Source organism: Legionella micdadei, from assembly GCF_000953635.1.
Taxonomy (GTDB): domain Bacteria; phylum Pseudomonadota; class Gammaproteobacteria; order Legionellales; family Legionellaceae; genus Tatlockia; species Tatlockia micdadei.
This window is the reverse complement of record NZ_LN614830.1, coordinates 1,784,265-1,802,517: the sequence shown is the minus strand read 5'-3', so window position 1 is coordinate 1,802,517 and position 18,253 is coordinate 1,784,265. Positions and strand designations below refer to the sequence as shown.

Below are 18,253 nucleotides of genomic sequence, written 5' to 3'. Positions count from 1 at the left end.
ATAATGGAACTGTCCTCATTCTAGTTCGTTGTTAGTTGGAGCTTAATATAATATGTTCAAATTAGCTTATGTATTCCCAGGCCAAGGTTCTCAGCATGTAGGTATGCTGTCTGAGTTGGCTGAACGATATTCCTTTATTACTGACTGCTTTAAACAAGTTTCTGATGAGCTTGGCTATGATTTATGGCAATTAGTACAACAAGGGCCTGAATCACAGTTGAATCAAACAGAATACACTCAAGTGGCTATGCTCACTGCGGACGTAGCAGTTTTTACACTTTTACAAAAACAAGGTGTAGCGCGCGCCCACATGATGGCGGGGCATAGTTTGGGTGAGTACGCAGCTTTAGTTTGCGCCAATGCAATAAGTTTGGCGGATGCTGCACAATTGGTTGCAAAACGCGGCCAACTCATGCAAAGCACTGTTCCTTTAGGTCAAGGAGCTATGGCTGCAATCGTTGGCTTAACTGATGAGCAAGTTCAATCAGTCTGTGCTCAAGCAAGTACATCTGAATCCCAAGTTACCCCGGCAAATTACAATGCTCTAGGGCAGGTGGTTATTGCTGGACATAGTTCAGCAGTAGAGCGAGCAGTTAGGCTTGCTGAAGAGATGGAAGCGCGCTTAGCTAAGATCATACCTGTCAGCGTCCCTTGTCATTGTCCATTATTAGTTGAAGCAGCTGCCGCTTTTGAAGAGTATCTTGCTAAAGCAAATTTTACGACTCCGGAAGGAGCTGTTATTTCAAATGTGGATCTAAGCATTTACCGCTCAGTTGACCAAATACGTTCTCTTCTTAAAGAACAACTTTATCGACCCGTACGCTGGGTTGAAACGATTCAATTAATGAAAAAGAACGACATCGACCATGTTGTTGAGTGTGGTCCTGGAAAAGTATTAAGTGGTTTAATCAAGCGTATTGAACGTGGTTTGCTAACCATGAGTGTTAATGACAATGCCAGCCTAGAGCAAGCATTAGACCAATTCAATATTAAAGAAACATCTTATTAAGGATTGCTGATGACAAATTTACAAGGTAAAACAGCATTAGTTACTGGTGCAAGCAGAGGAATTGGTAAAGCAGTCGCACTAACTCTTGCAAAGAAGGGCGCTTTTGTTATTGGAACTGCCACATCCTCACAAGGTGCCGAGGCAATTTCAACTATGTTTGCCGAAGAAAAAATTAATGGAGAAGGTGTTGTATTGGATGTAACAAGCAAAGAGGGTGTGGAAAATTTGATGACCCAGCTTTCTGACCAGGATAAACTCCCCTCTATCTTAGTTAATAATGCCGGCATTACCTGTGATAATCTATTATTGAGAATGGATGATGAGGAGTGGTATAAGGTTATTGAAACAAACTTAAATGCTATATTCAGGTTATCCAAAGCTTGTCTTAAGCCGATGTTTCGTGCACGTTGGGGACGAATCATCAGCATTGGTTCAGTAGTAGGTTCCAGTGGTAATTCTGGTCAAACGAACTACACAGCAGCTAAAGCGGGTGTAGTAGGTTTTACAAAATCTCTTGCTCAAGAAATAGGCAGTCGTGGTATTACTGTAAATGTTGTTGCGCCTGGTTTTATCGACACTGATATGACTCTTGCACTTCCTGATGTAGTAAAAGAAGAGATGCTAAAACGCATCCCAATGAAAAAATTAGGACGCCCTGAAGATATTGCTGAAGCAGTGGCTTTTTTAGCTTCTGATAGTGCAAATTATATAACCGGTGAGACCATTCATGTGAATGGCGGCATGTATATGGATTGAAATTGCTTGCGTTCTTTGAATAATTGAATAAACTAGCCTGCATAAAAATTTTTTTAATCTAAGAGGAAATACAAGTTATGAGTACAGTTGAAGAACGAGTTCGTAAAATTGTTTCAGAACAATTGGGCGTCAATGAGAATGAATTGAGAAACGATGCATCCTTCGTTGATGACTTAGGTGCAGACTCACTGGATACTGTTGAATTGGTAATGGCTTTAGAAGAAGAGTTCGAAACAGAAATTCCTGATGAAAAAGCTGAGAAAATTACTACTATTCAAGAAGCAATTGATTATATTGAATCAAACCTTAACAAAGAAGAAGCTTAATCCTTCTTCAAGGAGCTCTCGTTGACTAAGCGGCGTGTTGTAGTAACCGGCATGGGGATGGTTACCCCAGTCGGTTTAAATGTTGAACAAACCTGGCAAAATATTTTAGCTGGGAAAAGTGGTGTCGGCATGGTTGAAGATTTCGATACAACTGAATACCCAACTAAGATTTGGGCGAAAGTTAAGAACTTCAACGTAGAAGACTACGTGCCGCTTAAAGAGGCTCGAAAAATGGATCCATTCACCCAATACGGTATGGCTGCTGCTGATGAAGCAATAGCTGATTCCGGATTGGTTATCGATGATCGCCTGTCATGTCGTGCAGGAGTAGCTGTAGGTGCAGGAATTGGCGGGATCCTAACAATTACTAATAATCAAGATAAATTGATAAGTGGCGGTCCAAGAAAGGTGTCACCTTTTTTTATTCCTGCTGGAATCATCAACATGGTTGCAGGACAAATATCAATTAAGCATCGTCTTAAAGGGCCCAATATTTCTGTCGTAACTGCATGTACAACAGGTACTCATAATATAGGCTTAGCTGGACGTATGATTGCTTACGGCGATGCTGATGTGATGATCTGTGGCGGTGCTGAGATGACTTCCACACCACTGTGCTTAGCTGGTTTTTCTGCGGTACGCTCTTTATCTAAACGAAACGAGGCGCCAGAGAAAGCATCACGCCCTTGGGATAAAGATCGCGATGGCTTCGTGATGGGAGAAGGCGCAGGAATATTGGTACTTGAAGAATATGAACACGCAAAAGCTCGGGGAGCAACAATTTACGCAGAACTAGTCGGTTTTGGCATGTCAGGTGATGCATACCATATCACTGCTCCCGATGAAGACGCAGACGGGGCGTCTCGATCAATGGCTGCTGCAATTGAAGATGCTGGTATCACTCCTACTCAAGTTGATTATATCAATGCTCATGGCACTTCAACCTATCTAAATGATAAGAATGAAACAATGGCCATCAAGCGTGTGTTCAAAGACCATGCTTATGAATTAGCTGTGAGCTCTACTAAATCGATGACAGGACACTTGCTTGGCGCTGCAGGTGCAGTCGAAGCAATTTTTAGTGTTTTAGCGATCAAAGATCAAATCGCTCCACCGACTATTAATTTAGATAATCCCGATGAAGGTTGCGACTTAAACTATGTTCCCCATCACCTACAAAAACGCCGAATTGATTATGTTTTAAGCAATTCTCTTGGGTTTGGAGGAACTAATGGAAGCTTGCTATTTAAGCGAGTTTAGATGGAAGGACGCCGTTTTAAGTCAGCTTTGTTCTTCTGTCTGGCAATGGGACTAATTGTATTATCGGCAATTGGTTATAAATTCTATTCTATCTTCCTAAAGCCAATGATCGATAAAACAAGTGCTCCCATCACGATCATTGTTGATCGGAATACTTCGGCATCTGATTTTGTGCGGATGCTTGAATCCAAACAACTTGTAAGCTCTCACCGATTATTTCTTTCATTGATCCGTTTTAAAGGGCTTGCACATCGCTTAAAAGCTGGAATTTATCAAATCACACCCGGCGAATCAGCGCTTCATTTCCTTTATAAAGTTGAGGCTGGGGAAGTTCTAGTGGAGTCCTTTCGCATTATTGAAGGGACTAACTTAAATCAAGTGAGCATAAATCTACAAAATGCACCTTATCTCGAATACAAGCCCAGTGATTGGTTACCCATAATAGGCACTCATTCAAGTGCTGAAGGATTATTGCTGGCAGATACCTATAACTATAATGCAGGTAGTGAAGCTAAATTTTTATTGAGGCTTGCAAACCAAAAACTGCAGCAATATTTAAGCGAGAGCTGGCAAAATAGAAGCCCCAACTTGCCCTATCAGACTCCATACGAATTGCTCATCGCCGCTTCAATATTAGAAAAAGAAGCCTCCATACCTGCTGAGAAAAAAATCATTTCAGGTGTGATCGTAAATCGAATTAAAAAGAACATGCCTCTGCAAATGGATCCTACTGTTATCTATGCGCTGGGTAAAAATTATACTGGTAAATTAACTCATGAGGATATGAGTGTAAATTCACCCTATAATACCTATCTTCACCGCGGCCTACCCCCAACGCCTATTGCAATGGTTGGCAAAGAAGCAATTGATGCAGCAGCCCATCCTTTAGTGACCAATTATCTCTATTATGTGGCAAAGGGCGATGGATCTCACTATTTTTCAGAGACTTACGAAGAGCAAAAAAAGGCCATTGAGCAATATCAAAAATAAGGGGGGCACTATGACACAGCGAGGACGGTTTATTGTGGTCGAAGGGCTCGAAGGAGCGGGAAAATCCACAGCCATAGATGCAATTAAACAATATTTGCACAATTTGGTGCCTGATCTGGTGATAACACGCGAGCCAGGCGGAACTAGGATAGGTGAAGTAATTCGTCATCTTATTAAAGAGAAAATTGATGAAGAAACACTTGATCCGAGAAGTGAATTATTATTGCTTTATGCAGCCAGGGTTCAACTCGTTGAACAAATTATTCTTCCAGCATTAAATAATGGAAGCTGGGTATTAGCTGATCGATTTGAACTATCTACTTTTGCTTACCAAGGTGGGGGTAGGGGAATCGATCAAGATATGATTCGCAAACTATCTGCCTTTTGTTTGCAAGGATTTAAGCCTGATCTTGTTTTTTATTTAGATATTGATCCTGAACAAGGATTGAGCAGAGTAAAAACCCGTGGTACATTTGACCGGATTGAACAAGAATCATTGGAATTTTTCACCCAAATTCGTAATACATATGTGCAGATGATCAAAACGATGGATAATGTCATTTTGATTGATGCTGGTCAGCCGATAGAAATCGTACAAAAATTGATACAAACACAGCTTAAATCTTTAATTTTAAATCATGCAATCAATAAAAGCATCTGAATTGTCCAGTTCATTGTGGGAGCGTTTTCAATCAATCAGTGCCAAGCAACGCATACCACATGCATTACTTTTAGTGGGCATGCAATCTAAAACAATCATTGAGTTTGCATACAAGATAGCTGCAGCGCTCCTTTGCTTTAATGAACAGAAACCCTGTGGATTTTGTAAATCTTGTCGCTTGCTGCAAATAAAAGAACATCCAGATCTATGCTTTCTCGAGCCGGATAAAGCTGGAGGAAACATTAAGATCGATCAGATTCGCGACTTGCATGATCTTGCCTTTACTTCTGCGCAATTAGCAGGAAAGCGAGTGATAATCATTAGTCCTGCAGAAAAAATGAACATTGCGGCAGCAAATGCATTACTGAAATTACTTGAAGAACCACCTGAAGCAGTAAATTTTATTTTGATTGCTGAACAAATAAGTACGTTGCCAGCCACAATAATTAGTCGTTGTCAACAATGGCGATTTTCCTCCACCGAATATATAAAAGCGGATTATTTAACAACAGGTGAAGAATATAGTGCTGAAACAGAAAGAGGGATTCTATTTAGCCAGCTCCCAACAATCATTGCTGATTTGAATAACTTGATGATAAATAAACTGTCTGTTTGTACTCTGGCTGAGAAGTGGCTAGCTCACGATTTTAGCAGTTTAATGTGGTTGATTTATTTGATACATGCTCAACTCATTGATTACAAATTTAATGGTAATCGAAGCCAAAGAAGTTGGACGCAAGGGCTCAATGAATTAGCACAACACTTTAAAATAACTCATTTATTTAAGCAACTTGATCAAGTAAATGAAATCAGGAAGAAAATACACCAAAATATCGCTTTCAATCAAAATTTAATGCTGGAAAGTTTATTATTAGCTTATAAAAATATTGATCATTACAGAATATATTAACGGTTCATCCTTTTTCAAATACTTCATCTCAAGACCTAACGAATACGCTACATGACTATGGTTTATTCAGGATAAAATTAAGAGATATATTTTTCTCCCCAATTAACGATTCCTAGAATCGCGGAGTCCGCTCCCCCTTACAAGTTGCGGGAGGAGGAATCAGAAGAGGGTCGTTATTTTATCTACTGTCAGATTTGAGCTATCAAAGCTTATGCCCTGTCATTACATAATCACTTAATAATCCGCTAATAAATTAAGAGTAGACTATATAGTATACATATTATCTTTTAATCACCCATTATGTTCAAAGATATTCATCAATACCTATTAGAGACGAAAGCACAATTAACTAAAGAACATGCCAATACCTCTCTTCAAACATTAAAAGATGCGGCTTCGCAGGCCTATAAGGACTTTGAAAAATTGGCTAAGGATTTTAATAAAGGAGTCTATAGCAATCCGGAATTGATTAAACTCCAAATTAACTATCTACTCTTGCAAGAATTATACTGTAGAAAACTGTTACCAAATGACGAACACAACGTAAAAGAATGGTTTAAATTGGAGAATGCTTACCAAAAACTTGAACATATGCTTCGCGAAGGAAGACATCAAACCTTAAGGATTGAGCAGGGAAAAACAGACCCGAAGAAAATAAGTTCTGAAATGTCTGCTTTAGACTCATATATACAGCAGAAAGGCCTACAAGGTAATGTAAGCGAGACAGAATTTTACGCTAATGCGGGCAGCACAGAAAGAGAGTTTTTAGAGGTAATGCTTGAAGTTAAAAAACAGCATATTCAAGTTTCCTTGGACGAATCTGAGTTTTCCAACCAATATTACACTGATAGAAGCAATAATCTAGAAACTCAACTAAGAGGCAAGCTTAAAACACTAAATGAAGAAATTGACGGCTTACAAGCGCTAAAGGAAGAAAAGAAGAGGCAAACACCATTAAGCATCTTGGAAAAATGGGGGCTTGAAGATCATTATAAACAAGCTAACCCTTTCAAACTATTAGTTTTGTGGTTTAATAATAAGTTTTTATCCTCAGAGCCAATCCAAAGTTTGGCTTTAGCGCATGATAAAGCTAATTCCGACTTGGATTTGAGTTTATCCATGACGTCAAACAGGATTTCTAATTTAGAAACTGAATTAGGGCAGCTCCGAAAAGTTTATGGTCAATCCAACGGACAAATTACCCTTGCTGAAAATAGACATAAGACTGCATTAAAATTAATTACGCCAGAGCATGAAGAAAATGTACAACAGTTGGAAAGCGATATTTCCCAGCGAATGCAATAAATTTAACCAGATGTTAGAAGATCAACAAACTTTCCATGGGCTTTTTGATTTCTTGGATTCTATTGCTATGCTAAAATCAAGCTAAGTTACAAACCTACTACCCAAATCATGCTCGTCGATTCACATTGCCATCTTAATTTTATTGATTTAACTGATTTTGCTAATGACATTGGCAATGTTCTTACGCGTGCTAGCGAAAGTGGAGTTGAACATTTTTTGTGCGTTTGCGTTGAGCTCGATGATTTTCCTACACTTTGTCAATTGGCCGATAATTATCCAAATATAAGTATTTCAGTAGGCTTACACCCAAACACAGAGGTAACTGTTGAACCCACAAAGTCTACGCTCGTAAATTTAGCAAAGCATCCGGCTTGCATTGCAATAGGTGAGACAGGGCTCGATTACTATCGTACAGAAGTTGGCGACGCCCAAGAGCATCAGCGTCAACGTTTCCGTACCCATATCCAAACAGCGCTTATGGTTGCAAAGCCTTTGATTATTCACACCCGGCAAGCTGCAGAAGATACCTTAAAACTTATGGAAGAGGAAAAAGCCAAAGAGATAGGTGGAGTGATGCATTGCTTTGCAGAAGATTGGAGTGTGGCTAAGCGCGCACTCGATATGAACTTCTACATTTCTCTGTCAGGTATTGTTTCATTCAAAAATGCAACTGCTTTACATGAAGTGGCAAAAAAAATTCCCAGCGATAGATTATTAATCGAAACTGACTCCCCGTATTTGGCTCCTGTACCTTTTCGTGGCAAACAAAACCACCCAGCACTTGTTAAATATGTCGCAATTGCCTTGAGTGAGCTTCGTCAGGTCAGTTATGAAGAAATTGCACGACAAACAACTGAAAATTTTTATCGTTGCTTTAAGCTTACCCAAGCTAAGGTTCGAGTTGGGTAAACACAGCTCAACAACTAATTAATCCAATCTAGTTTTCAATAATAAATAAGCTAAAAAACCAGCATATTAAAGAACAAGTAAATAAACTTAGGGCTAGAAAATGGGGCCGATAAACAATTAATCCCGCAAGAACCCCTGCCACGATAGCGGCAACGGACATCCTTACTGTATTGATTATTGCTGTGGCAGTCGCTGCTTCTTGATGATAATTCGATAAAGCTAGGGAAAAAGTAGGCGGATTAGTAATGCTTATCCCTAAACAAATGATCAACACTGGAGCCAAGGTTATTAAACTTAAACCAAAGATATGGAAAAGAATCAGCATCATGAAAGCGCCCAGAATCATCAACAGACTGCCCGCATGTATATTCCACGGCAGGGATTTTTTTTCTCTTAATTTAATTCCTATGTAGTTACCCGGTATTAACATTGAACCATTAATGCCGAAGGATATCGAAAAAATGAAAGGCGAGTAATTCAAATTATCAATAATTAAGTAGGCAGCACTAACAATCACAATCATTACGCAGGAATAAGACGCTGTAATGATAAAAATGCCGATCCATAATCGTCGATGGCTTAAAATTTTTTTATAGCTGGCGAGTGAGGTACGGAAAAGAAAACTTCCCTCTGAGCATTGCCAATGGGGAGATTCCCTTAAAGTATATTTTGCACTTATAAGAAGGAAGACAGCAAGAATTGCCATTAATATAAAAGTTGCTTGCCAACCGTATTGAGTAAAGATAACTGATCCGATAAGAGGTGCAAAAATAGGTGAAACGGAAACAATCATTGAAATATGAGAGATGACTCTTGCACGCTCCGTACTGTCATCCTGATCGCGTGAAGAAGAAAAAGCAACGACATTTGCACAACAAACTGCAAAACCTTGAAATATTCTTGCAATAATTAACATTTCAATATTTCTGGAAAAAATACAGCCAATTGTAGAAAAAAGGAAAATAAATAAGCTCAATTTTAATGTGCGACGCCGTCCAAAATGATCGATTAATGGCCCCCATATTAACTGAGAGAGTCCAAAAACGAGAAAAAATAGACTTAAAGTTAACTGACCTAAAGCCTGACTTGTATTAAAATACACCGTTATGGCAGGTAAAGCCGGTTGATATAAATCAAAGGTAATTAAAGAAAACGTAGATAAAATCCCTAAATACCAAAATGGGGTTGAATTGGGCATGGATACTCTATTTCGTTACGATACGTACTAATTGTTTCTTGAGCTATGTTGTGCCTATAGTTTAAGCAGTTCACAAGATAGTTCAAGTGCAAATGAATGAGATACCGTCATCTTAAACAAAAAGAAAAATAGGCCAAAATGAACCTAACAAATAAGAAACTATTTATCGGATTAATGTCGGGTACCAGTATGGATGGCATTGATGCTGCTCTTGTCGATCTTTCCTCGAATTCATATATTGCGGGAATTACCCGTCCCTATAGCGTAGAAGCAAAGCAATACCTGAATGCTGTTCTAAACGGAGAGGAAACCTCATTAAAAGCATATAGTCAGCTTAATACCTTGTTAGGAAGAGAATTTGCTAATGCCGCTATTGAATTATTGAATAAAGTACAAGTGCCACGGAATGCGATACAAGCCATTGGAAGTCATGGACAAACGCTTTGTCATGATGCTACTGCAAAAATCCCCTATACAGTGCAATTAGGTTGCCCCCATACGATTGCGGAATTAACTGGAATAACTGTTATTGCTGATTTTAGAACCCGTGATTTAGTGGTTGGAGGGCAAGGTGCTCCATTTGCCCCAATTTATCATCAAGCGTTATTTAAAGGATTTAATTTTCCTCTCGCCATAGTAAATGTTGGCGGCATTGCCAATGTCACTTATCTTGCCGATGAAGACACGGTAAGGGGTTATGATTTAGGGCCTGGTAACTGTTTAATGGATATCTGGATAAAAAGAAATCTTGGCCAAGAGTATGATGAAAATGGTGTTTGGGCATCGACAGGGAAAATAATCGAACCCTTATTAGAAAAAATGCTAGCGGATCCATATTTTCAGCGAGAACAACCCAAAAGTATCGGTAAAGAATATTTTTCTTTAGCATGGCTCGAGAGTCATTTAGACCCTCATTATTCGATAAACGATGTGCAAGCAACCTTATTAATGTTGACAGCTACCGCGATAGCGCAGGGCATAAAAATGGAAGCAAAAGCACCTTGTCAGCTGTTAATTTGTGGTGGTGGGGCACATAATTCAGCTTTGCTTGCTGCCTTGGGCCATTTACTTCCAGAACTGAAAATACACAGCACGGATTCAATTCACATCAATCCTGATTTTATCGAGGCCACGATGTGTGCTTGGCTTGCAGAAAAAACCTTAAATAGAATTCCACTAGATTTAAGTCAGATTACTGGAGCAAAGCGAAGTACAATATTAGGCGCAATCTATCCTGGGGGCATTGACAAATCAAATTAGCTTAGGGTGTAATGATATCTTTCAACAAGTTAAGATATTGCCTTGGACACACAAAACACAACCACTCAAATGCCTAGTAAATTTAGCGCTTATGTTGTTTTTTTATTATCCGCTACTTTTTATTTGTATGAGTTTGTATTGCAAGTAGCCCCCAGCGTCATGGCTGACTCAATGATGAAAACCTTTCAAGTAAGTGCAGCTGGATTTGGCATTATATCGGCATTTTATTTTTATGCTTATGCACCAATGCAGCTCCCTGCAGGGTTGCTTTTTGATCGCTATGGCCCACGTAAATTAATGACTTGTGCTTTAATTTTATGTGCAATTGGCTCATTTTTCTTTGCATCGACAAATAGTTTATTTACAGCAGCTTTAGGTCGTTTGCTTATTGGTATTGCATCAGCTTTTTCGTTTATTGGCGTTTTAGTATTGGTATCACGCTGGTTTCCACCGCATCAATTTGCTTTTCTTGCTGGTGTTGCGCAACTCATGAGTTCGGTGGGAGCCATGTTTGGAGAAATGCCGTTAGCTGCATTAATAGAGGTAGTGGGGTGGCGTTATGCGAGTTTTATTCTTGCTGTTATTGGCTTGTGTTTAGCAGCGCTTATTTGGTTTGTCATACGAGATTATCCACATCAACCGACGCAATCTGCGCCACAGCGTCACTTTAAAGAAGAATGGCGGCGTCTTCTAAGTGTTTGTCACCGCTCATACACGTGGATAATAGGGGCATATGCTTTTACGATTTGGACTCCGATAGCTGTTTTTGCAGCATTATGGGGAGTTCCTTACTTACAGCAAAAATATCAAGTAAGCGTTCTTGTGGCATCGGGACTCTGTTCCATGATCTGGTTGGGTATCGGAGTTGGAAGCCCCTTACTTGGCTGGGTTAGTGACCGATTTTACAGCCGCCGCTTAGCTTTAAGCATCAGCTCAATTTTTGGATTAGGGGCAACGCTAATTTTACTGTATATGCCCAATGTTTCTATTAATTGGATGTATCTGGTGTTATTTATGTTTGGCTTCGGTGCTGGAGGCCAAACAGTCAGTTTTGCTGTAGTCAAGGATAATAATCCAGCTGAGCTGGTAGGAACGGCCTCAGGTTTTAATAACCTTTCAGTATTAGTGGGAGGTGCTATATTCCAGCCACTCGTAGGTATTTTTCTTAAACACAGTTCTGGATGGAGTATGGTCAACGATGTGCCAGTTTACACAGTTCAAAGCTATAATTACGCACTTTTTGTATTACCTTGTTGTTATTTTATTAGTCTAATTATCGCTATGTTTATTCTTAAAGAATCTCACCCAGGAAGCAACGAGGCTTCAAACAAAAAATGGAATCCAATTAGATTTAAAAGCAGTTTAGTCTAGGAGATAAATTAATTTAACCTAAGATAGGTGAATAATTGCAATGATGCTTTTTTTCGGAAAAACTGTTTCGGCACATCTTGAAAGAAAATTGGGTAAAAAAAACATTGTTTGCAGCGCTTACTATTCGTTTTCCCTTTTTTCTCAAGCTTGTGCCTAACCTCTGTTTGTTCGATCTTCATTTAAGATAGGAGATTACTACTAATTGAAAAAGTTATGAGCGAAGTACTCTATCTCACAGTCAAATCATATGCAAAGGGATTTTTATGAGCCATGCGACTAAAAAAATCAAACATCAGACATCTCTATATTTGGTTGGAAGCATCGTCTTTTTTATCTTATTTATCTTTTTAGCTATTATTGTTAAGTGGAATGGTTCAAATCTCTATTTAAATGTGTATTTGCATCAAGTCATTGGGAATAAATTTCATACCCTTCTCTTAAGTTATATTGCCATTATAATTTCTCTTTTTGGTGATAAGTTTGTTATTATTCCAACGATTATAATAACGAGCTTTTTTTTGTTTTTTAAACAACAAAAACGGTTGGCAGTACATTTATTTTCACTCATTGTTTTGGCTGCCGTTTTAGCATATTCTTTAAAAAATACTTTGGTGGTACCTCGTCCTGGAATGTTTGCCTATGACCCGAATAAATTTGCTTTTCCTAGCTTTCATATGGTCTTATTTTCTTCATATTTAATTTTTTTATCCACTCTTGTCCCTAAAATGAAATGCTTTAACTGGCTAAAAATAGTCATCATCGCTGTACTCCTTGTCTTGGAGTCTTTGTCACGTCTTTTACTTGGTGTACATTGGTTAACGGATGTTATAGGTGGTATTTTACTCGGTACAGCATGTGGTTTAATAGGGGCCTATAGTTTTTATCTTAAACCCACGCCAGGTCTAAACCTTCGCTTACTGTTTAAAACACTGAGTTTAGTTTTTTGTTTCATTAGTATTTTTTATTCATCATTTTTTTGGACTGCACTAATGCACAAGTATCACATTCACACTCTACGATAAAAAAACAAAAAAATCACTTATTAGCAGAGAGCAGACAATAAAATGAAAATTCCGATATGGAAGCTTTAAAAGATAGAAAAATCTTTGTGTATGAGGCAAAGTCTAAGCACAATTTGCATGGTGGTAAACAAAAAAACTTTCTAACTATCCTTTCCAAAATTCAGACTAGGTAGCAATTTATGTCAGTGGTTTGCTTGCAGTGCTTGGGCCACTGCCATTATATTCTCGATATTCAGCCTTATTTTTTTAGAACTTAGTCGATCTTTAATTTCAGTCCAAATGGCTTCAGAGCGAATTGACTCTAAAAAATCATGTCCAAGCCAAGTGAGATGAATTAAATGAAAATTATGTGGTGAACCCCCAGGAGTTTTATGAATTTTACCACGTAGCAGTCCTGCTTCTTCTAATATTTCTAAATGATAAGAAACTTCATTATGCTCATTGAGCGGAAAACTGTCTAAAGTTAATAAAGCATTTGGTTCTAGGGCTTCTACTTTTAAAAGAATATCCCTGATCATATCCCAATTACGTTTCATAAAAACTCTAACTCATATTGTGTTTAATACATAGTAGTATAAATGAAAAAGAATGCTTTTATCTTTTAATCCACTTCGTAATCGGCTTATTCTCACACGAGCTTCGAAAAAAAAATTGATGTTTCTTTTTCGGCGGCGTAATTTTTAAACCGCAGTACAATTTTATTAATGAAGTAAAATTTTGCAACTAGAGTAGGCTATGTTTAGTGAAATACTTAAAAATGAATATTATCGAGCGATGTTGGATAAAAACTTAGAGTATGACGGAATATTTTATGTAGGCGTAAAGACAACCGGTGTTTTTTGCCGATCAATTTGTCCAGCAAGAAAGCCTAAATTTGAAAATTGTGAATTTTTTGAGACAGCACAACAAGCCCTTCTTGCTTCGTTTAGACCCTGCAAGCGCTGCCAACCGCTTTCTCATCCAAGCCAAGTTTCACAACTAGTTAAACAACTCGTAGAAGCAATTGAAAAAAACCCAGAGAAACGCTGGAAAAATGAAGATTTCCAGCAATTTTCAGCACATGCAGCTACTGCGCGGCGTCAATTTAAAAAAAGATTTGGAATGACTTTTGTGGAATATGCACGAGCAAGACGAATAGGTTTAGCAATGAATAAAATTAGAAATGGTATGTCAGTGATTGAAGCACAGATTGAAACGGGATATGGCTCAGGAAGCGGTTTTAGAGATGCATTTAGTCAGATTATGGGCGTTGCTCCTGCCAAATCGGGTAACAGTGCTCTCCTGAAAGCAGCATGGCTGGATACCATGTTAGGCCCAATGATCGCTATTGCAAGTGAAACCGAATTATATTTACTTGAATTTGTCGATCGCCGGGGATTGGAGCTAGAGGTTGAGCGGTTACGTAAAAAAACAAGTTGTGCAATCATTCCTGGACTATCTAAACCATTGATGTCAATCGATAGTGAATTAAAATCCTATTTTCAAGGAACCTTACAACAATTTAAAACACCGATAAAAACCCTCGGCTCTCCTTTCCAGGAACAAGTATGGGATGCTCTCAATGAAATACCCTATGGAGAAACACAGTCTTATTCAAATCTCGCCAACTCTGTAGGAAAGCCGAAAGCCTATCGTGCTGTCGCTAAAGCAAACGGTGCAAATCAGCTCTGCCTTATCATCCCTTGTCATCGTGTTATTAACCATAATGGTGACCTAGGTGGGTATGGAGGAGGGCTTACAAGAAAAAAATGGCTAATCGAGCATGAAAACAAATTCAAAAACAAGGCAATTTAGTTCGTCTACACTAATAATAGTGTGATTTATTTTTTAAACAAATGATTAATTCCAGCGAAGTTTTAAATAGTGGGAATATCGAAATGGATTTCGCTGGTCCAATTATTTTGTACATGATTGATCAAAATGGCTATGGTGATGTTAGTCTTGCCATCAAAATAGCTAAGTTTTTAATTAAAAAATACCCCCATGCAACGCTACATATTATAGGTGAAGGAAGTTCATTTAAAAAAATAGCGGAAATCGATTCTGATTTTTGGACTAACAAACTTTATTCGAACATCAATTTTATCGATAGGGGTAGTACCTGGCAATTGTCTCAAGATTTCTATAATGAAGCCTGGTTAGAAATTGAAACCGCCATTTTTGATAATTCGTTAGCCTATAGCAAACCCAGCACGCCGCATCCTCAAATTTTCATCGGAGAGTATGGTTTATATGAGAAATCGCCATACAATCCTCCAATTATTTGTCTTAGTGGAAATATCGGTAAGGATTATCCAGGTATATTGATTGAGCCAGATTTAAAACAATTTTCCTGCCTTAAGCCATCTGAAAAAGGTAAATTGAGAAGAAAAATAATTACAGATATGAACGATCCTTTACTGCAATCACAGATTTTAGCCGGACGAGATGGAAGTGAGCTTGAATTTATTAACCAAAATAGTTTCGCCTATTCTTATTATAATTTTCCAATTAGTTATAAACGGGCCGCAGTCGTGTATGCTGCGAGTAATGACAAACAACATGCTAACTATTTTGTCAGTGCTTCAGATAAAAATAATAAAGATAAAGTTATTTTTGAAATGCTAAGTGACGATTCGTTTAGAGAAGAACTAGCAAAACTCGGGTACTCCAAAATTTCATTTTATACCGGAGATTCCGAAGTTCCCACAGATACTGTTTTACTTAATAAACTTAATCCTGATGCCAGGGAGTTTAGAGTATTTCATCGGAAAAGATTTTCGCATGATTTAGCACTCAATCTTATGCGTTTATCCGATATGTGCGGTGTAGCAGGGGATCAATCCTTAACAGAAGCCATTTCATTAGGCGCAATTCCTATTCCTGAAGAATGGCATAGTCAAATCAACATTATTGACCAAATTGCAACAAATTATTACAATAAAACAGTTATGGCTGCAGTGTATAACCATACATGGAGAAAGCAAAGGGAAAGTGATATTGTTTTATGGGTAAAAGCAGGAAAAATAATACATGGCAACCGACAAGAGGTAGCAACAGTAATTAGTAAAATTCAAGAAGAAGCAAATTTATATAACGCTTTAGAATATCAATTAAATTTGGAATTTTCGAAAGAGCTACAAACTAAGATATCTGAATATAATAGATTATTTATCAAAGAGTTATCAAAATATACAAATTCACTGAAGAATGAAAAATACACGGCATTTCTCATAGCGACTGAAATAGCTCGTTACTACGCTAAATATAAACCTTTTGAACCTCTTTTACTGAGTAAAATTCTGCACACAATCGAAACCCATGTTGGGGAAAAATTTTCGCATATTGAGCCCATAAAAAATTTAACCGTGGGGGGAAATTATTCGCGCTTAATAAGAGACAGCAAATCAAACAGCTTCCTAAAGAGCTTTACCCACATTCCATCTGGCAATACACAATTAGTTAGCAAGCTAAAAAAATTGTATCAAACATTTTTTGCAGGTAATGATTCAAAACGGTCAGACGAAACGAATATCCCTATGATTTAACAACCGTAAATAACATCTATGCTAGTATTTATTTAAACATTTAGCCGAACATGCCTATGGACACGCAAAGAGGTTTAGCTGTAACCACAAATTCAGCTGAAGTTATTGACTGTATTAATCATTTTCATCAACAAATTTTGGGCTATGGGCAATCAGCCGCAGAGATTATCAATGCTGCAAAACAATTCCCTGACAATTTGCTTATTCAGATTTATGCCGCAGCATTTTATTTGTATGCCCAAGAAAATCAGGCGACAAGTATTGCTTCAACCTATCTCGTCAAAGCAGAAAAACAACTAAGATCGGCAAATTTGCGTGAAAAATTACTGTACCAAGCAATAACTGCATGGCTTAAGTTGGATTATGAAGCCGCTCTCAGTATCTTTACTGCTATTGCCAAGCTTTTTCCACGCGATACTTTAGCAGTAAAATTTGCAGAATGGCTTTTTTATTGCAGCGGGCAGGCTTTTCAAGGGAAATGGTTCTTGAGCTTATGTGAGTCTGTAGCTCAGGTGAATCAAGATGAATCTCATTTTTTAGCGACCCACTCCTTTGCACTTGAGCTATGCAGAAAAAGGCCAGAAGCTAAGGCGATGGCTGAAAAAGCTATTGCAATGAATGAAAACACGCCTTGGGCTCACCATACCTTGGCTCACGTATTACTTTTAGAGAATGCAATAGCAGAAGGAATAACTTCCCTAAACCAATTTAAAGCAAGTTGGGATAATATCTTATCCTTATTAAAAAGCCATAACACTTGGCATTTGGCGTTGTTTTATTTAGCAAATCGTAATGAGGAAGCAACAATTCAGTTATTTAATGGAATCTTCGGGACTTTACCAGAGTCATGTGGTGAGCAAATTGATGCAATTTCGCTATTGTGGCGTATGGATATAGCTGGTTTGCCACAAATGCAAATCCTTCGCTCTATAATTCCTTATCTTGGTATTCATCCCTATGAGCAATACACAGGATTTAATAATATTCATTTTATTTATTGCCTGGCAAAAGCAGGGGAGAACAGGCAGGTTAATCAATCACTCGAATCAATTACAAAATATTGTCATTCCCTTCCTACGGGGTTAACAAAAAAATTATGGTGTGAAGTTAATCTCCCTCTCTGCAAAGCAGTCGGCGCTTTTGCACAAGAAGACTATGGAGCTTCCTGCAAATTAATGGAGCCAATAATCGATCGATGCTTTCAAGTCGGGGGAAGTGACGCCCAAGATGAGTTATTCCTTCAAACGTATGTCATGAGTTTGTCACGCAATAAACAAAAAGATAAAGCAAAAGCATTTTTTGATAACCATTTATCTTATTATAAAAATACTGCTTTAGCAGACTATTGGTTTTCGTAAAAGCAATGTAATATTACTTGTGAGGATTCCTTAACTGCAGGAGCAAATGATGAAATCACGAGTATTAATTTCTTTATTTACAGTGGGTCTTTTAACTGCTTTCACGATCCATGCCTCAACTACCACCAGTCTCCTTCTTAAAGGTAAAGAAGCAAAACGTTTGTATAATTACTTGACAGGTTCATCGGTTCAGCAAGAGGGAGCTGCTGGTCATTTATATCGACGTGGAACAAGTATACTTTGTCGGTATACTGATGTTGACATGACCAAAAATGGAAAAAAAGTTCCCAAACATGCTTCATGCCGTTATGCATGCACAGTGAATTTTGATCACAATGGACATGCATCGCCAGGACAAAATGCTTAACATCGATAGCATTCTGCCTTAACT

Annotated in this window: 18 protein-coding genes; 16 read left to right on the top strand and 2 right to left on the bottom strand. The window is 38.1% G+C overall.

The window, feature by feature from the left end; translation table 11 throughout:
- The first annotated feature begins 52 nt into the window (after positions 1 to 52).
- The 9 genes from fabD to LMI_RS08010 all read left to right on the top strand — a co-directional run bounded on the left by fabD (position 53) and on the right by LMI_RS08010 (position 8,126).
- The gene (gene fabD / locus LMI_RS08050; protein WP_045099337.1) at positions 53 to 1,009 is read left to right on the top strand and encodes an ACP S-malonyltransferase; all 957 of its coding nucleotides are present in this window, start codon (positions 53 to 55) and stop codon (positions 1,007 to 1,009) included.
- A gap of 9 nt (positions 1,010 to 1,018) precedes the next feature.
- Entirely contained in the window at positions 1,019 to 1,765 is a 747-nt protein-coding gene (gene fabG, locus LMI_RS08045) for a 3-oxoacyl-ACP reductase FabG (RefSeq protein WP_045099336.1), read from the top strand.
- Between the two features lie 77 nt (positions 1,766 to 1,842).
- Positions 1,843 to 2,091: an acyl carrier protein gene (gene acpP, locus LMI_RS08040; RefSeq protein WP_045099335.1), complete on the top strand. Its 249-nt coding sequence runs from the start codon at positions 1,843 to 1,845 to the stop codon at positions 2,089 to 2,091.
- A 21-nt stretch (positions 2,092 to 2,112) separates the two neighbouring features.
- Complete coding sequence (gene fabF, locus LMI_RS08035) at positions 2,113 to 3,351, top strand: beta-ketoacyl-ACP synthase II (protein ID WP_045099334.1); 1,239 nt, start codon at positions 2,113 to 2,115, stop codon at positions 3,349 to 3,351.
- The gene (mltG, locus tag LMI_RS08030; protein WP_045099333.1) at positions 3,352 to 4,341 is read left to right on the top strand and encodes an endolytic transglycosylase MltG; all 990 of its coding nucleotides are present in this window, start codon (positions 3,352 to 3,354) and stop codon (positions 4,339 to 4,341) included.
- Between the two features lie 10 nt (positions 4,342 to 4,351).
- Positions 4,352 to 5,002, top strand: coding sequence for a dTMP kinase (gene tmk, locus LMI_RS08025; protein ID WP_045099332.1), 651 nt, complete (start codon positions 4,352 to 4,354; stop codon positions 5,000 to 5,002).
- Entirely contained in the window at positions 4,980 to 5,912 is a 933-nt protein-coding gene (locus LMI_RS14905; protein WP_052679497.1) for a DNA polymerase III subunit delta' C-terminal domain-containing protein, read from the top strand. Before tmk ends, LMI_RS14905 begins: the two co-directional genes overlap by 23 nt.
- Positions 5,913 to 6,212: 300 nt before the next feature.
- On the top strand, positions 6,213 to 7,217 hold the full coding sequence (locus tag LMI_RS08015; RefSeq protein ID WP_045099331.1) for a hypothetical protein: 1,005 nt from the start codon (positions 6,213 to 6,215) through the stop codon (positions 7,215 to 7,217).
- A gap of 108 nt (positions 7,218 to 7,325) precedes the next feature.
- Positions 7,326 to 8,126, top strand: coding sequence for a TatD family hydrolase (locus LMI_RS08010; RefSeq protein ID WP_045099330.1), 801 nt, complete (start codon positions 7,326 to 7,328; stop codon positions 8,124 to 8,126).
- A gap of 28 nt (positions 8,127 to 8,154) precedes the next feature.
- Here LMI_RS08010 and LMI_RS08005 read toward each other — a convergent pair whose 3' ends face one another.
- Positions 8,155 to 9,324, bottom strand: coding sequence for a multidrug effflux MFS transporter (locus tag LMI_RS08005; RefSeq protein ID WP_045099329.1), 1,170 nt, complete (start codon positions 9,322 to 9,324; stop codon positions 8,155 to 8,157).
- Between the two features lie 138 nt (positions 9,325 to 9,462).
- Between LMI_RS08005 and LMI_RS08000 the strand changes: the two genes are divergently transcribed.
- The 3 genes from LMI_RS08000 (at position 9,463) to LMI_RS07990 (ending at position 12,977) form a co-directional block, all read left to right on the top strand.
- Positions 9,463 to 10,584: an anhydro-N-acetylmuramic acid kinase gene (locus LMI_RS08000; RefSeq protein WP_045099328.1), complete on the top strand. Its 1,122-nt coding sequence runs from the start codon at positions 9,463 to 9,465 to the stop codon at positions 10,582 to 10,584.
- 69 nt (positions 10,585 to 10,653) lie between these two features.
- The gene (locus LMI_RS07995) at positions 10,654 to 11,955 is read left to right on the top strand and encodes an MFS transporter (RefSeq protein ID WP_045099327.1); all 1,302 of its coding nucleotides are present in this window, start codon (positions 10,654 to 10,656) and stop codon (positions 11,953 to 11,955) included.
- Between the two features lie 263 nt (positions 11,956 to 12,218).
- Complete coding sequence (locus tag LMI_RS07990) at positions 12,219 to 12,977, top strand: phosphatase PAP2 family protein (protein ID WP_045099326.1); 759 nt, start codon at positions 12,219 to 12,221, stop codon at positions 12,975 to 12,977.
- A 182-nt stretch (positions 12,978 to 13,159) separates the two neighbouring features.
- On the opposite strand, the gene LMI_RS07985 is transcribed toward LMI_RS07990, so the two are convergent.
- Positions 13,160 to 13,513: a DUF2513 domain-containing protein gene (locus LMI_RS07985; RefSeq protein ID WP_045099325.1), complete on the bottom strand. Its 354-nt coding sequence runs from the start codon at positions 13,511 to 13,513 to the stop codon at positions 13,160 to 13,162.
- A 199-nt stretch (positions 13,514 to 13,712) separates the two neighbouring features.
- On the opposite strand from LMI_RS07985, the gene LMI_RS07980 reads away from it, so the two are divergent.
- The 4 genes from LMI_RS07980 (at position 13,713) to LMI_RS07965 (ending at position 18,229) form a co-directional block, all read left to right on the top strand.
- Positions 13,713 to 14,771 carry a bifunctional transcriptional activator/DNA repair enzyme AdaA gene (locus LMI_RS07980; protein WP_045099324.1) on the top strand — a complete coding sequence of 353 codons (1,059 nt, stop codon included), beginning with the start codon at positions 13,713 to 13,715 and terminating at the stop codon, positions 14,769 to 14,771.
- An 83-nt stretch (positions 14,772 to 14,854) separates the two neighbouring features.
- A complete protein-coding gene (locus tag LMI_RS07975) occupies positions 14,855 to 16,504 on the top strand; it encodes a glycosyltransferase family protein (RefSeq protein WP_052679496.1) in 1,650 nt (549 codons plus the stop codon).
- A gap of 56 nt (positions 16,505 to 16,560) precedes the next feature.
- The gene (locus LMI_RS07970) at positions 16,561 to 17,862 is read left to right on the top strand and encodes a tetratricopeptide repeat protein (protein ID WP_045100653.1); all 1,302 of its coding nucleotides are present in this window, start codon (positions 16,561 to 16,563) and stop codon (positions 17,860 to 17,862) included.
- Between the two features lie 46 nt (positions 17,863 to 17,908).
- Positions 17,909 to 18,229: a hypothetical protein gene (locus LMI_RS07965; RefSeq protein WP_231852111.1), complete on the top strand. Its 321-nt coding sequence runs from the start codon at positions 17,909 to 17,911 to the stop codon at positions 18,227 to 18,229.
- The last annotated feature ends 24 nt before the right edge of the window (positions 18,230 to 18,253 follow it).

Excerpts from the sequence above, each read along its gene's own strand:
- acpP (WP_045099335.1), top strand. The coding sequence starts at position 1,843 with ATGAGTACAGTTGAAGAACGAGTTCGTAAAATTGTTTCAGAACAATTG.
- mltG (WP_045099333.1), top strand. The coding sequence starts at position 3,352 with ATGGAAGGACGCCGTTTTAAGTCAGCTTTGTTCTTCTGTCTGGCAATG.
- LMI_RS07995 (WP_045099327.1), top strand. The coding sequence starts at position 10,654 with ATGCCTAGTAAATTTAGCGCTTATGTTGTTTTTTTATTATCCGCTACT.
- LMI_RS08015 (WP_045099331.1), top strand. The coding sequence starts at position 6,213 with ATGTTCAAAGATATTCATCAATACCTATTAGAGACGAAAGCACAATTA.
- LMI_RS08010 (WP_045099330.1), top strand. The coding sequence starts at position 7,326 with ATGCTCGTCGATTCACATTGCCATCTTAATTTTATTGATTTAACTGAT.
- fabG (WP_045099336.1), top strand. The coding sequence starts at position 1,019 with ATGACAAATTTACAAGGTAAAACAGCATTAGTTACTGGTGCAAGCAGA.
- LMI_RS07970 (WP_045100653.1), top strand. The coding sequence starts at position 16,561 with ATGGACACGCAAAGAGGTTTAGCTGTAACCACAAATTCAGCTGAAGTT.
- LMI_RS08000 (WP_045099328.1), top strand. The coding sequence starts at position 9,463 with ATGAACCTAACAAATAAGAAACTATTTATCGGATTAATGTCGGGTACC.
- LMI_RS07980 (WP_045099324.1), top strand. The coding sequence starts at position 13,713 with ATGTTTAGTGAAATACTTAAAAATGAATATTATCGAGCGATGTTGGAT.
- LMI_RS07990 (WP_045099326.1), top strand. The coding sequence starts at position 12,219 with ATGAGCCATGCGACTAAAAAAATCAAACATCAGACATCTCTATATTTG.
- LMI_RS07975 (WP_052679496.1), top strand. The coding sequence starts at position 14,855 with ATGGATTTCGCTGGTCCAATTATTTTGTACATGATTGATCAAAATGGC.
- LMI_RS07985 (WP_045099325.1), bottom strand. The coding sequence starts at position 13,513 with ATGAAACGTAATTGGGATATGATCAGGGATATTCTTTTAAAAGTAGAA.
- LMI_RS08005 (WP_045099329.1), bottom strand. The coding sequence starts at position 9,324 with ATGCCCAATTCAACCCCATTTTGGTATTTAGGGATTTTATCTACGTTT.
- fabD (WP_045099337.1), top strand. The coding sequence starts at position 53 with ATGTTCAAATTAGCTTATGTATTCCCAGGCCAAGGTTCTCAGCATGTA.
- tmk (WP_045099332.1), top strand. The coding sequence starts at position 4,352 with ATGACACAGCGAGGACGGTTTATTGTGGTCGAAGGGCTCGAAGGAGCG.
- LMI_RS14905 (WP_052679497.1), top strand. The coding sequence starts at position 4,980 with ATGCAATCAATAAAAGCATCTGAATTGTCCAGTTCATTGTGGGAGCGT.
- LMI_RS07965 (WP_231852111.1), top strand. The coding sequence starts at position 17,909 with ATGATGAAATCACGAGTATTAATTTCTTTATTTACAGTGGGTCTTTTA.